The sequence below is a fragment of the Collinsella sp. AF15-51 genome, assembly GCF_003462845.1.
Lineage (GTDB): Bacteria > Actinomycetota > Coriobacteriia > Coriobacteriales > Coriobacteriaceae > Collinsella.
The window spans coordinates 99,145-113,053 of the sequence record NZ_QRYG01000001.1 but is presented as its reverse complement, the minus strand read 5'-3'; the positions used below and the strand labels follow the sequence as shown (position 1 = coordinate 113,053).

Below are 13,909 nucleotides of genomic sequence, written 5' to 3'. Positions count from 1 at the left end.
TAGCGACCGAGCCGCAACGGGGGCAGCGCTCTACCTCATAGCCATCTCCCGCCGCATCGTCGAACATGGCGGCGCGGACGACGTCCCCGACCAACTCGACGGCTTTGCGGCGCTCGGTCCTGCTGAGCTTCGCCAGGCTCTTCTTGAGGGTGATGACCAGGTCGTCTGCATCCATGGGCGCTCCTTCGACGTTAATTGAAGGGTACCGCCTCGCGGTGACATCGTTTTTATGTCAACCTTGGTCTAACAGAGCCAAAGAAATTGCACCCCTTGGTTTCGATAAGTATTTTGAGCACATCATCCTTGTCGAAGACACAACCGAACATAAACCCGCACCCGCACCCATGCTCGAATATCTCCGACGTGCGGGCGCGAATCCTGGCAACGTCGTCTACGTTGGCGACACCGTCTACGACGAACAATGCGCAACTTCAGCAGGGGTCAGTTTTGCCCGAGCAGCATGGGGATCACACCAAGATATCCCAAACGCCACCTACAACCTCAAAACCCCCAACGACCTACTAACCCTAACAACCAAATAACCCACGCGTCCCACCCTTTCAGTCCCAACACCACAAGGGCGATTGAGCAGAACGGCTTGGGCGGGTCCCCGTACTTAGTTTCCAAAATCATTCCGCAGCGCGAAGGCTTCTTATTATTTTCCGCCCTAACGCCACAAGGGCGACGACCTCGAGTAGGTCAACCTGGGAGGGACGAGGGCTTAGTTCCCCAATCTTTCCGCAGGGGGCAAAAAGCCTCGCCGCACGAAGTGCGCAGCGAGGCTTTTTGCATGCCCGAGGACGATTGGGGAACTAAGTCCTCGTCCCTCCCCGGGATATGTAGTGAGTCGGAGTACCCTTGCTGTTACTCTGCCTTGCCCACAGAGTTGAGGTTAGTCATGCGGATCTTAACCAGCTCGGTGATCTCACGCATGCCCTCCTTGGCCGGCTTCTTAGGATCGAAGCAGGCGGGGTTCTCGGCCATGTAGGCCATGAAGCCCTTGGTGTAGGCCTGACGCAGCTCGGTGGCGTAGTTGACCTTGCAGATGCCGTTCTTCACGGCCTCGGCAACCTGCTCATCGGGCACACCGGAGGTACCGTGCAGAACCAGCGGCACGTCGACGGCGTCGCGAATGGCCTTGACCACGGACTGCTCGATGTGAGGATCGCTCGTGTACACGCCGTGGCTGGTGCCAACGCCAATGGCCAGCGAGGTGCAGCCGGTGCGCTCAACAAACTCCTTGGCCTCGGCAGGATCGGTGTAGGGGCTCTCGCCCTCAACCGCGGGACCGTCGTCCTCCTTACCGCCGACCTTGCCGAGCTCGGCCTCGACGGGCACGCCCATGGCGCGGCCAGCGTCGGCGACGGACTTGGTCAGAGCGATGTTGTCCTCGAAGGACTCGTGCGAACCGTCGATCATGACGGAGGTGTAGCCCGTGCGGAAAGCCTGCATGCAGCGGTCATAGCCATCGCCGTGATCGAGGTGCAGGGCAACGGGCACGGAAGCGCGCTCGGCGGCAGCCTTGACCATGCCGTAGAAGTAGTCCAGACCAGCGGTCTTGATGGTGCCCGGGGTGGTCTGCATGATGACGGGGGACTTGGTCTCCTCGGCAGCGGCCAGAACGGCCATAACAAACTCGAGGTTCTCGACGTTGAACGCGCCGACGGCGTAGTGGCCGGCCTGAGCGTCCTTGAGCATCTTTTCGGTGGTAACAAGTGCCATGAGCGTTTGCTCCTCTCCCTCGCCCGCATCTGGACATCGGGCGTACGTGTCCGCAAGGCGTTTTACCTTGCATTTTGCTGCGCTCATTGTATGAAATTCAGCGGGTATACATGTGCGAGATATTGTCATCGCGCGAGGTCCAACCTTCATTTTTGAAAAGCAAACGGAAGGGGTCGAACCCGAGCGTGCGTGTTCGAAATTGAGTTTTGAGCCTTGATCATCTTTCTTTTATAGAAAAAGTAAGTAATCGAAAGGTGTTTTCTTACTCAAAAAGAAAATGAACGAAAATAGACTCAACACAATTCCTACAAATTTAGCCGAGAATGGAGCAGATATGGCCCACGCAACAACCCGAGCTTTCGCCGACGAGCGTCGTTCCGCCATCATGGAGATGCTCGAACATAACGCCTCTGTGCAGGTGGCAGAAATCGCCCAGACCTTTGGCGTATCCTCCGTCACCGCCCGCGCCGACCTGGACGCGCTAGCCGAGTCCGGCAAGTTGCGCCGCACGCACGGCGGCGCCGTGTCGCTCCAGAAGCGACTGACCGTATCCACCCAGGATCGCCGTATCAACGTCAATGTCGCCGCCAAGCAGGCCATCGCGCAAAGCGCCATCGAACTCGTCAGCGACGGTGACACCCTGCTCGTCGACTCGGGCACCACCGCGCTCGAATTTGTCCGCCTGCTCGACCAGCGCGACGGCATCACCGTCATCACGGCCGACATCACCATCGCCGATTATATCGACGAGAGCATGCCCTCGGTCGATGTCGTCATGCTGGGCGGAGCACTGCGCAAAGGTCATCGTTATTTGTACGGTCCGCTCACCATGCAGGCGCTCCAAATAATCCATGCCGATCTGGCCGTCATGTGCCCCGGCGCTTTTGTCCCCCGTTGCGGCTTTACGACCGACTTTCCCCAGATGGCCGAGACCAAAACGGCCATGATCGCCGCAGCCCATCAAAGCGTCGCCCTCATGGACGCCAGCAAGGTTTACGGACGCGGCATGTACCGTTTTGCTGAGCTTGCCGACGTCGGCACCATCGTGATGGACCGTGACCCCGATCATGCCGTCGCCACCTCAATCGCCGAGATCGTCGACAACGCCCGCCCAAATCTCGTCATCGCCGGCGCTTAAACAAAAACCACCACAAAGGTGCCTGTCCCCTTTGTGGTGGTTTGAGCGTTAAAAGTGAGCGTATCGCTACTTGGAGAGCTCGTCAGCGAGGGCCTCGATCTGAGCGCGCGAGGCGTCGTTGAGCGAACCCAGGACAGTCACCTTGTTCTCCGTCAGGGTGATGTCCTTCATGCCCTCGAGCTCCTTGGTCATAACCTTAGCGGCGGCAGGTGCCCAAGAGCCGGCCTCAACGAGCGCCACGGTACGGTTCTGGTAGGCATGCTCGGCGAGCGTATGGATAAAGGTGCTCATAAACGGGAAGATCTCGCCCTGATAGGTGATGGAAGCGAGCACCAGACGGTCATAGCGGAACGCGTCCTCAACGGCCTCGGCCATGTCGTCGCGAGCCAGGTCAAAGACGGAGACCTTCTGGCCGCGAGCCTCGAGCGCTGCGGCGAGCTCCTCGACGGCGGCCTTCAGGTGGCCATAGACGCTCGCGTAGGCAATGGTGATGCCCTCGTCCTCGGGCTGATAGCTCGACCAGATGTTGTAGGTGTCGAGGTAGTAGCCCAGGTTCTCGGTCAGCACGGGGCCGTGGAGCGGGCAGATGATCTGGATGTCCAGGTCGGCGGCCTTCTTGAGCACGGCCTGCACGAACTTGCCGAACTTGCCGACGATGCCAAAGTAGTAGCGGCGCGCCTCGCAGGCCCACCCTTCCGGATCCTCGATGTCATTGGCACCAAACTTGCCAAAGCCGTCGGCACTAAAGAGCACCTTGTCGGTGGCCTCGTAAGAGAACAGCACCTCGGGCCAGTGAACGTTGGGGGCGCCGACAAACGTCAGGCTGTGGCCGCCCAGGTCGAGCACGTCGCCCTCTTTGACGACCATCTTGCGCTCGGGATAATCGGTGCCAAAGTAGTTGATCATCATGCGGAAGGCGCCCATGCTGGCCACAATCTGCGCCTGGGGATAGCGCTCCATAAAGGCGGCGATGCCGGCGGAGTGATCGGGCTCCATGTGATGGACGACCAGGTAATCGGGCGTGCGACCGTCGAGCACGGCTTCGATGTTACCGAGCCACTCGTCGACAAAACCGCCGTCGACTGAATCGGCGACAGCGATCTTTTCGCCCAAGATAACGTAGCTGTTGTATGCCATACCGTTCTCGGACACATCGTACTGGCCCTCGAACAGGTCAATGTCGTGATCGTCGACGCCAACGTAGCGGATATCCTTGGTGATCTCCATCAGGCAAAGCCTCCTAGATAGACAAAAGAACCCGTCTATCATAGCACTCGGCTGCATCCCAACAGCTATCTGCCGGCATCCTTACCGATTGTTATTGAAATGCGATAAATCGCCGTTTACCAGCACAAACTATGAGCGCGGTATCGCCGTGCTATGTCGAATGATGAGCTGGCCGGGAATACGAATGGCAACGGTTTTGCCCACCGTACCCGCCTCGGGAACCGCATGCTCAAACACCTCGCGCCCGCGCTGATGCAGATCGAATCGAACGGTCGTGAGCTCGTTATGTGCGACAAAGTCGTCGAGCGAGTCATCGACGCCCACCACGCTCACGTCCTCGGGCACGCGCAAGCCGCTATCGCGCAGCGCGGCGATGGCGCCGTTTGCCATCTGGTCGTTTGCCGCGTAAATCGCCGTCATGGTGCGGTCGTGCTCAGCCAAGTACCGAGCGGCCTCGTAGCCGCTGTTGGCAGACCAGTCGCCCTCGAGTGGCTCTACCGTCTCGATGTGTTTACGCTCGAGTGTATCTTGCCAACCGGCGCGACGAAATTGCTCGTCGACCGAGAACGACGGGCCGCCAATATAGCGAATCTGCTCGTGCCCCAGCTCAAACAGGTGATCCATAAGCAATAGCGAGCAGCCGTAATGGTCGGAATCGACCGTGGTCACGCGCGGATGCGCGTACATGGTAACGATGACCGTTCCAATGCCCGGCAACGGATCGAACGTCTCGAAATCGGGCGCCATGCGACTCATGCCGATGATGATACCGTCCACGGGCAGCGCGGCCATACGACGCGTGGCCTCGGCAAGCGAAAACTCCTCGCTCTTGGACATCTCGACCAGCGTGATGGCGCAGCCGTGCTCGCGGGCCGCGCTGGCGATGCCGTCGATCATTGAGAGGTTCCCAAACTTGGTGACATCGTTGACGCACAGCCCGACCGAATGGTAACGGCCGTCGCGCAGCGAGCGACCGGCATAACTCGGACGGAAGCCGAGCTCTTGCATAGCGGCTTGCACGCGCTGGCGCGTCTGCTCGTTAACGTTGGGCAAGCCGTTGGCGACGCGCGAAACCGTCTGCTGCGAAACGCCAGCAGCGCGGGCGACGTCGGCCATGGAGACCGGACGCGAACTGGTATCGTTGGACGGGCGCCTTGCCACAGGATCACCTTCACCCTTGAGAGATCTGAATAGCGTGAATGCCGGCCCGGGCAGAAATACATCCCGCGCCGAGGCCCGCTATCGTCGGACGCATGTTAACGTACTCTACTTTTTCTATCTGCATCTCTTCTGCTTTATAAGTCCATACGGCAGTACCGTTCACGGCTGAATTTCTACCGATTACCAGATTCTCAAAAAGTGATAAGTGTTGTGTTATGAGTACGTTAACATAGCCCGTAACGTGCGGCATCGTAGATGCTGAGTTTATGCCGCTTCAGATTGTTAACGTACTCACTACGACGGAAAACTCGTCAGCATGCGCCAAGGAAAGGACCCTCATGACCACCCCCGACGAAAAGACACTCGCCACGCTCACCAAGCTGTTTGAGGAGGAGTTTGGCCCCATCGGCGACCGCCAGGTGCTCTATGTGCACGCGCCCGGCCGCTCCGAGATCAGCGGCAACCACACCGACCACGAGGGCGGCCACGTTATCGCCGGCTCGCTCGATGTCGCCGTTGACGGCATCGCCGTGGCAACCGATTCCAACAAGGTTCGCGTAGCCGACGAGGGCTATCCTACGTTTGAGATCACGCTCGACACGCTGGATGTCCAGGAGTCCGAGAAGGGCACGTCCGCAAGCCTCGTGCGCGGTATGGCCCACGAAATCGCTGCTCTGGGCGTTGAGCCCCAGGGCTTCGACTTTGCCTTTACCTGCTCCGTCCCCTCGGGCGGCGGCCTTTCCAGCTCTGCCGCCGTCGAGGCCGCGTACGGCCGTGCCATGGAGACGCTCTGGGGCGCGCCCGCCATTGAGCCCGTCACGCTCGCTCAGATGAGCCAGCGAACCGAGAACAACTACTACGGCAAGCCCTGCGGTCTTATGGACCAAGCCGCCGTGTGCCTGGGCGGCCTCGCCTACATGGACTTTGAGGACCAGGCTCAGCCTAAAACCCAGAAGCTCGAGCTCAACTTTGAGGATCACGGCTATGCGCTCGTGCTCGTTAAGGCCGGCGCCGACCACGTGGCAGCTACCGACGACTACGCCGCCGTTCCGCGCGAGATGCAGGACGTCGCCGCCGAGTTTGGCAAGGCACGCCTGTGCGAGGTCGACGTTGCCGACTTTGACGCCAAGCTCCCCGAGCTGCGCGCCAAGCTGGGCGACCGCGCTTGCCTGCGCGCCGTTCACTACTGGTACGAGAACGGCCTGGTCGACAAGCGCTGGGCAGCCCTGAACGCTGGCGACATTGACCAGTTCCTGGTCCTGACGCGCGAGTCCGGCGCCAGCTCTGCCATGTACCTGCAGAATGTTGTTGCCAAGCTGGGTTCCGAGCAGCCTTCCATGTATGCCCTGGCGCTGGCCGAGCACGTGCTCGACGGCCGCGGCGCCGTTCGCATTCACGGTGGCGGCTTTGGTGGCACCATCCAGGCCTTCGTGCCGCTCGATCTGGTCGACACCTTCATTGCCAAGATGAACGGCTGGCTGGGCGAGGGCTCTGCCCGTCACTACGCCATCTCTGACAAGGGGGCTTACGCGGCATGGCTGTAATGACTGACGTGCGCGAAGCGGCGCAGAACCTGATCGAGTACGCCATTCATCGATCGATGATCGGCCAGGACGATCGCATCTGGGCATACAACACCATTCTGGAGTGCATCGGCGCTACGGGCCCCGCGCTCGATATGGCCTGGGCGCTCCAGGTTGAGAAACTCTCGCTCTTGCACCCCAATACCCTGCCCGACTTTGATCTTGAAGGCACGCTTGCCGCGCTTTCCGAGGCCGCCGTTGCCAATGGTGCTGTCGAGGATACGGCGTCGGGCCGCGACCGCATCGCCATGCGCATCATGGGCGCGCTCATGCCGAGGCCTTCGGTTGTAAACGAAGAGTTCAACGGACGTATGGGCGTCAACGAGCCCCGTGCCGCGACCGACTGGTTCTACGGCCTGTGCTGCGACGCCGGCTACGTGCGCCGCGCCGCCATCGCGCGCAACATCAAATGGAGCACCCCCACCAACTGGGGCGATCTTGAGATCACCATCAACCTGTCCAAGCCCGAGAAGGACCCGCGCGATATCGCCGCGGCAGGTGCCGCCAAGAACACGGGCGAGAAGTATCCCGCCTGCCAGCTCTGCATCGAAAACGAAGGCTATCCCGGACGCTCCGCCGCAGCCGACGGCGGCGCTCACCCCGCTCGCCAAAACCTGCGCATTATCCCCATCCAGCTCAACGGCGAGCGCTGGGGCTTCCAGTACAGCCCGTACGCCTACTTTAACGAGCACTGCATTGCCATGAGCTCCGAGCATCGTCCGATGCACGTCGACCGCAAGGGCTTGACCTGCCTGCTCGACTTTGTGGACCTGTTCCCGCATTACTTCATCGGCTCCAACGCCGACCTGCCTATCGTGGGCGGCTCGATTCTGTCGCACGACCACTTCCAGGGCGGCGCGCACGAGTTCCCCATGATGCATGCCGCCGAGGTCTCGCAGTTTAGCGTGCCCGGTTTTGACCAGGTCACCGGCACTGTGCTGCAGTGGCCGCTCTCGGTGCTGCGCCTGCGCTCGCATGACCGCGCTCAGCTGCTCGACGCTGCCGAGAAGATTATCCTCGCCTGGCGCGAGTGGACCGACGAGTCTGTGGGCGTTATCGCGCACACGGCCGACGGCGTAGCGCACAACACCGTGACGCCCGTCATCCGCCGCGTCGACTCCCGCGGCAACGCCGGCGGCGAGATTTACGAGGCCTACCTGGCGCTTCGCTGCAATATCACGACCGACGAGCATCCGCTGGGCGTTTTCCACCCGCATGCCGAGTATCACCACATTAAGAAGGAGAACATCGGCCTGATCGAGGTTATGGGCCTGGCTATTCTTCCGCCGCGCCTGGTTCCCGAGCTCGGCGCTGTCCGCGAGCACCTGCTGGCAGCCAAAGCCGATACCAGCTACGACCTTGCCAGTGCGCTCGAGGGCGACGACCTTTGCCGCAGCCATGCCGCGTGGGCCGAGGACGTCTATGCCCGCCGTGCCGACGAGCTTACGGCGGACAACGCCATCGATATCCTGCACGAGGAGGTCGGCGTGGTGTTTGGCCACGTGCTCGACAACGCCGGCGTCTTTAAGTGGGACGAAGCCGGCCGCGCCGCCCAACAGCGCTTTATCGACTCACTGTAGCATACGAGTTCGAGCCTCATCAGCGGCCACGACATAACCGCCCACACGACAACGGCGCCCGCCGGCAACATCGCCGACGGGCGCCGTTTTCGAGTGTTCGGTGCCGCGACTCCTAGAGTTCAGTTACGACAACGTTGTTGAAGATTTCATCCCAGCGGTCCATGACCAGGTGGCCGGTCTTGGGGTCCATGGCGTTGAGCTTGCCGCAGGTATTGGCGGTCTTGAGCACCGTGACGTCGTCGGCACCAGCGGCAATGGCATGCGCAAAGCCGGCGATGGTCGAGTCGCCGGAACCCGTCGCGTTCACAGCCGCAATCGCGGGCGTCTTGGCGCGGAATGCGCGACCCTCATGGAAGCCCACCGAACCGGCAGCGCCCATCGAAACGACAACCCAGGGAATATCGGCAAAGCGGCCATCGGCGGCAAGCGCCTCGCGCAGGGCATCGACATCATCGGTCGTAAAGGACGTACCCAGCAGGCCGTTAATCTCGGTCAGGTTGGGCTTTACGAGCTCAGACTTAGCGTCGGACTCCAGCGCGGCCTCCAGCGATGCACCCGAGGTGTCGAGCAGCACCTTAGCGCCCGCCTCCTCGGCGATCTTGACGAGCTCGGCATAGTAGCCGGCATCGACGCCACGCGGCAGCGAGCCCGAAAGCGTCACAACGTCCGCCTTCGCTGCAAGCTCGGCGAACTTAGCCGTAAAGGCCTCGAGCTCGGCCGGGGCGATCTGCGGGCCGCTCTCCAGCAGCTCGGTCTGATTGCCCTCGTGCAGAATATTCAGGCAAATGCGCGTCTCACCGGCAATGGGCACAAAGTCGTTCTTGACGCCGTCGGCATCCATAAGCTCGGCCATATAGGCACCCATGTGGCCACCGAGCAGACCGGTTGCGAGCACGTCGTCGCCCAGCTGCAACAGCACGCGACTCACGTTAAGGCCCTTGCCGCCAGCGGTCTTTTCGGGCGTCACGCGGTTAACGTCGTCAATGACCAGCTTGTCGAGCTGGTAGCGCGTATCAATCGACGGATTCATGGTAACGGTCAGAATCATGTTGAACTCCTGTTTCCGGGGCGCGATGTGCGCTGCCCCAAACATACGATAGCTCGTTAAAGGATCTCGATCCCAAAGCCGCGGGCGATAGTCTCCCCCGGCTTGGCCACCAGGCAGCCACGCTTATGCTCCAGGACATCGTCCTCGTCGGAACAGGTGGACAGGCCACCCCACGGTTCCACAGCCACAAAGTCGGCCTCGGGCTTGCTCCACACAATCAGGTATGGCATATCGGGGAACGTCAGGCGCACGCCCTTGTCCTCGGTTTTCTTGGTCAGCGTAACCACGCGGCTCTCGAGCACGTCAAAGATGGTCTCCGCGAAGTCGAAGAGTTCGTGGGTCAGCGGCAGGTTCTGGTCGATCATAGGGTTCTTGCTGCGATGCTCAACATCAATCAAGCCCGTCGAGGGAACGGCAGTACAGAGCTCGGCGGCCTCACGCTGATCAAAACGGAGCTCGTAATCGTCATAGGACTCGCCCTCGTCGAGTGGGCACTTAAAGCCGGGGTGACCACCCACAAAGAATGGCATATCCTCGGTGCCCTCATTGGTCACCTCGTACGACACGGCCACCTTTTCCGAATCGATCGTGTAACGAGCAACGATCTTAAACGGATACGGGTACTGCTCGAGCAGTTCGGCATGGTCGGCAGAGCTTAAGCTCAGCGCAACCATGTTGTCGCTCTGCTCCTCGAGCTTCCACTCCTGCTTGCGAGCAAATCCGTGGCGGGCGAGCTTTACCTCGCGGCCGCCCATGGTCATTGCGTGACCGTCACGAAGGCCGCCGCAAATCGGGAAGCAAATGGGTGCCTGGCCCGACCAGACCGCCGGGTCACCCTGCCACAGGTACTCGCGGCCGTTGGCTTTAATCGAAGTGAACGATCCGCCAGCCGTGCTCAGTGCCACACGAATAGAACCGTTATCAAGAACAAACTCCATAGGAGCCTTCCCTTTCTTACGACAGCCCGCCAAGTCAATAGGGCTGATAGAAAACCGGCCCGCGCCCCCTCACAGAAACGCGAGCCGTCAATTGAAAAGCTGCAGAATGCCGGGGACCGCCAAGAGCAAAGCACTCAAGCCAAGCAAGCAAACGTGTTATCGGAGCAGCTAGCCGAACCAGAACGCTTCCCAACAACAGCGGCAACCCTGCTGGTACCCCCTACGTCAGCGAGCGGCGCTCAGGTGCCCCAGGTCGCCGCGAAAGAGGAGCGACGCGTACTTCATGTACGCGAGCGACGGTTTGAGCGGCGAGATGGGGTGCCTGAGCGCCGCGCAGCGTCGACCCGTTACGCGGTTTGGCAAAACCGCGTAACCCCACTAGTCGTGGTATTCGCCGCGGTCCCACTTCTCGAGGAACTCGTCAAAGAAGTGCGGGTCAGCCTGAGCCTCGGCGTCGGCCTTATTGCAAGCATCGATCTTGGCGATCAGGGCATCATGCTCGGGGGTCTTCTCGTAGGGCTCCTCCAGGAAGGCAAGCATGATGTCGGCCATCAGGAACTCGCCGGTGATCTTGCCGCCAAAGCCCACGATGTTGGCGTTGAGCTCGCGACGGGCATACAGGGCAGAGGTCATGTCGCGAACCAGGGCGCAGCGAGCGCCGGGAACCTTGTTGACGGCATTGGTGATGCCGATGCCGGTGCCGCACAGGGCCACGCCAAAGTCGGCCTTGCCGCTGGCAACAGCCTCGCCCACGGCCTTACCGTAGATGGGATAGTGCGTACGGGTGTGGCTGTAGGTGCCGCAGTCGAGCACCTTGTAGCCAGCCTGCTCCAGGCGGTCGGCCAGATAGATCTTCTCGTCCGTAACGATATGGTCGCAACCGATTGCGATGGTCTTCTTCATCAGAACGTCCTTTCGTCTGAATTCACAAGTTGAGGTAGAAGTTCGAGTTCTCGGTGGCTCTCGTTAGGCCATCTTGTTGAGCATGTCGACACGAATCTGGTGACGGCCGCCGGCGTACTGGGCGCGCAGGAACTCGCGGGCGATCTTCTTGGCGACCTCGGTGCCCACAACGCCCGGGCCCATGGTGACCATGCGCGAGCCGTTGTGCTCGCGGGTCATGTAAGCGGAACGCTCGTCGGAAATGTTGGCGACGACCATGCCCTTGATCTTGACGGCGGCCATATAGGAGCCGACGCCGTACTTATCGAATGCGAAGCCCTGGGAATCCTTGTGCTCCAGCAGGTCCTTGGCAACGGCGGTCGCGGAATCGACAAAGTCCGCGGCAGGGGTCTCGGAATAGTCGACGACCTCGTGACCGTCGGCGATGAGCATCTCCTTGATGGACTCCTTCATCGACATACCGTCGGCATCGGAAGCGATTACAACCCTCATGACATCCTCCTTGAGAGATACGCAGGTGCGTAGTTTCTGTTTGGAAGTGTTGAATCGCGTTCAGGTCCGGGCATCTGAATGTGCGGTTCTTCACTGTTCATGTTTATTTGAACACATTCGAACATCTGGTGCAACCATTATTTGTTTAACTTTGTTCTTTTTTGAACAAATACCGTTCACGGTTGATTGCCGACCGTTTGAGCCCGGCGCAGACGTAGCGACCATGTGTTCAACAGACAAAAGGGCGGCCGAGAACGTGTCTCGGCCGCCCTTCTTACGGTTGATCTTCCAAAGATCGCTTTGCCGCCTACTCAGACTGCCCACTCTTCTTGGCATGTTTGGACGGAGCGCTCAAGAAACGATCCGTCAGATAGTTCGCGGGACCGGAGACATCGATCCCCAGCAGCACGTGTCCTAGCCATAGAAACGCCACGAGCACCAGTAGAGGAATCACACACGAGGTCACGATCATCACGATGACGCCTTCGATGAGATCGGTCACCTGCTGCACGATCTCGTCGGTCATCTGCTTGGCACCGCTGGTTACCGACGTAAACAGGCTCGAGGCCCCGTCAGTCAACTGCTCGAGCACGTTTTTGGACTCCGTGGACTCGGCCTTTTTCTTGTTCGATTTTGAGCTGGTCTCGCCTGACTTGTCCGTGGTATCGGTCTTTTCCGCAGCGTCCGCTGCCTTTTGCTCAGCTTGCTCAATACTTACGCGATACGTTTCATCGACCTTCTGCGACACCCATACGCTCGCGGGCACAAGCGCCATGCCGATTACGGCAACCACCAACACGCGGGTCGCCACGCGGCGCAGGACGGCACTCGTGCTCCAGCGTCCGTGAATGCCAAGCGAGACCGCAAAGAGTACCAACGCAAACGGGATTAAGATGCCCAAGCCAACCGACCACAAAATCGTGAGCAAGTATTTCTCTAGGTATAGCACGGCAAGCACGATACCGAGGTTGCCTGAAAGCTGTGCGAGCTGCTCGGCAACCGGCGTTCCCGTATCACCCGGCAGCGCCGTGATGCCCGCAGACAGGGCAACGCACGAGGTCGTGAGCGCCAAAACGTTGCCCTTCTTTTGATCGATAACCTCGATGGTGGAGTCCCAAGTCTTGGTATCGGCAAAATGCGGACGAGCCACAAAGCCCGACAGCAAGGCCAGTACCACGAGCGCAACGATGATACCGATCTGCAGTTTTTTGTTTGCGCACACGACATCGGACAGGCTGGGCTGCAGCTCGGTTACTGTCGTGTGCTCGGTTATCTGGACAGAACGCCCATGAGCTACCTCGTGCGCGTCTCTCTTTTGAATCAATCCGTTGTCCGGCATTTGGATACCTCCTCATTCCGGCCTGTAATGCGGTGGAAAGTATACCCACCCATCGAAAAACCGAACGGCAAGACGAACGGGCACCAAGACTGTCCCCAATGACTATTTCGGGATGAGTTGCGGTGGAATAGGGATTGTTTTGCGCTCGCCGGTCCCTATTCAGTCCCTATTTCACCGCAACTTGGAGGAGCGCAGAAAAAGCCCTGCCGCGGGTAGCGGCAGAGCTTTTGGAAGGGGACTTGGTTGTGAGAGCTCGTTAGGCGAGCTTAGCCTCGAGTGCGGCGATGCGCTTATAGGCATCGATGGTAAAGCGGGTCTGCTTCTCCAGGATCATGGTGGTCATGAGAGTATCCTGAGCGTGAGCCATGATGAAGGTCATCTCCATCTCACCGCCGCCGGCCTCCTGCGAAAGCAGCTTGGTCTGCGTGTCGTGGGCGCCGATAAGTGCATCGCTGGCATCCTTGTGCAGCTGCTCGGCCTTCTCAAAATCACCCTCGCGAGCAGCATCGAGCGCTGCAAGCAGATCGGTCTGGGCGTCGCCCGCGTATGCGACAATCTCGAATCCAACCATCGAGATTTCTTCTTTGGTTGCCATATTGCGTTCCTTTCACATATGAACCAACGGAGAGCATCGCGTCCGGGCATACGCGCTGCGTTGTGTATGACAGAAACATTAACATTCAAACAAAACAGAACAATGCAAAACGCAATTTCGAGCTATGAACGGTCGATTTTCGCCCGTGAACGGTTTTTAAACCAATGCGAACAATATCGAACA

At 59.8% G+C, this 13,909-nt stretch carries 13 protein-coding genes; 4 read left to right on the top strand and 9 right to left on the bottom strand.

Features of this window, described 5'->3' with window-relative positions:
- The first annotated feature begins 65 nt into the window (after positions 1-65).
- Positions 66-542 (top strand): HAD family hydrolase, encoded by a 477-nt coding sequence (locus DWW51_RS10465; protein WP_117772943.1) that lies wholly within the window; start codon positions 66-68, stop codon positions 540-542.
- Positions 543-864: 322 nt separating this feature from the next.
- Here DWW51_RS10465 and DWW51_RS00540 read toward each other — a convergent pair whose 3' ends face one another.
- Complete coding sequence (locus DWW51_RS00540; protein ID WP_022095149.1) at positions 865-1,722, bottom strand: class II fructose-bisphosphate aldolase; 858 nt, start codon at positions 1,720-1,722, stop codon at positions 865-867.
- 334 nt (positions 1,723-2,056) lie between these two features.
- Between DWW51_RS00540 and DWW51_RS00535 the strand changes: the two genes are divergently transcribed.
- Complete coding sequence (locus DWW51_RS00535) at positions 2,057-2,860, top strand: DeoR/GlpR family DNA-binding transcription regulator (protein ID WP_117772941.1); 804 nt, start codon at positions 2,057-2,059, stop codon at positions 2,858-2,860.
- A gap of 66 nt (positions 2,861-2,926) precedes the next feature.
- On the opposite strand, the gene DWW51_RS00530 is transcribed toward DWW51_RS00535, so the two are convergent.
- Positions 2,927-4,087, bottom strand: coding sequence for an FprA family A-type flavoprotein (locus tag DWW51_RS00530; RefSeq protein ID WP_117772939.1), 1,161 nt, complete (start codon positions 4,085-4,087; stop codon positions 2,927-2,929).
- Between the two features lie 129 nt (positions 4,088-4,216).
- Positions 4,217-5,203 carry a LacI family DNA-binding transcriptional regulator gene (locus DWW51_RS00525; RefSeq protein ID WP_117773082.1) on the bottom strand — a complete coding sequence of 329 codons (987 nt, stop codon included), beginning with the start codon at positions 5,201-5,203 and terminating at the stop codon, positions 4,217-4,219.
- A gap of 383 nt (positions 5,204-5,586) precedes the next feature.
- Here DWW51_RS00525 and DWW51_RS00520 point away from each other — a divergent pair, with 383 nt between their 5' ends.
- Positions 5,587-6,792 carry a galactokinase family protein gene (locus tag DWW51_RS00520; protein ID WP_117772938.1) on the top strand — a complete coding sequence of 402 codons (1,206 nt, stop codon included), beginning with the start codon at positions 5,587-5,589 and terminating at the stop codon, positions 6,790-6,792.
- A complete protein-coding gene (locus DWW51_RS00515) occupies positions 6,783-8,411 on the top strand; it encodes a UDP-glucose--hexose-1-phosphate uridylyltransferase (protein WP_231501532.1) in 1,629 nt (542 codons plus the stop codon). Before DWW51_RS00520 ends, DWW51_RS00515 begins: the two co-directional genes overlap by 10 nt.
- A 112-nt stretch (positions 8,412-8,523) precedes the next feature.
- Here DWW51_RS00515 and DWW51_RS00510 read toward each other — a convergent pair whose 3' ends face one another.
- The 6 genes from DWW51_RS00510 to DWW51_RS00485 all read right to left on the bottom strand — a co-directional run bounded on the left by DWW51_RS00510 (position 8,524) and on the right by DWW51_RS00485 (position 13,726).
- The gene (locus DWW51_RS00510; RefSeq protein WP_117772934.1) at positions 8,524-9,459 is read right to left on the bottom strand and encodes a hexose kinase; all 936 of its coding nucleotides are present in this window, start codon (positions 9,457-9,459) and stop codon (positions 8,524-8,526) included.
- 56 nt (positions 9,460-9,515) lie between these two features.
- On the bottom strand, positions 9,516-10,397 hold the full coding sequence (locus DWW51_RS00505; protein ID WP_117654934.1) for an aldose 1-epimerase family protein: 882 nt from the start codon (positions 10,395-10,397) through the stop codon (positions 9,516-9,518).
- Between the two features lie 378 nt (positions 10,398-10,775).
- The gene (gene lacB, locus DWW51_RS00500; protein ID WP_006234831.1) at positions 10,776-11,300 is read right to left on the bottom strand and encodes a galactose-6-phosphate isomerase subunit LacB; all 525 of its coding nucleotides are present in this window, start codon (positions 11,298-11,300) and stop codon (positions 10,776-10,778) included.
- Between the two features lie 63 nt (positions 11,301-11,363).
- A complete protein-coding gene (lacA, locus tag DWW51_RS00495) occupies positions 11,364-11,792 on the bottom strand; it encodes a galactose-6-phosphate isomerase subunit LacA (RefSeq protein ID WP_006234830.1) in 429 nt (142 codons plus the stop codon).
- A gap of 307 nt (positions 11,793-12,099) precedes the next feature.
- A complete protein-coding gene (locus DWW51_RS00490) occupies positions 12,100-13,131 on the bottom strand; it encodes a hypothetical protein (RefSeq protein ID WP_117772932.1) in 1,032 nt (343 codons plus the stop codon).
- A 256-nt stretch (positions 13,132-13,387) separates the two neighbouring features.
- Positions 13,388-13,726: a PTS lactose/cellobiose transporter subunit IIA gene (locus tag DWW51_RS00485; RefSeq protein WP_089572387.1), complete on the bottom strand. Its 339-nt coding sequence runs from the start codon at positions 13,724-13,726 to the stop codon at positions 13,388-13,390.
- Between the last annotated feature and the right edge of the window lie 183 nt (positions 13,727-13,909).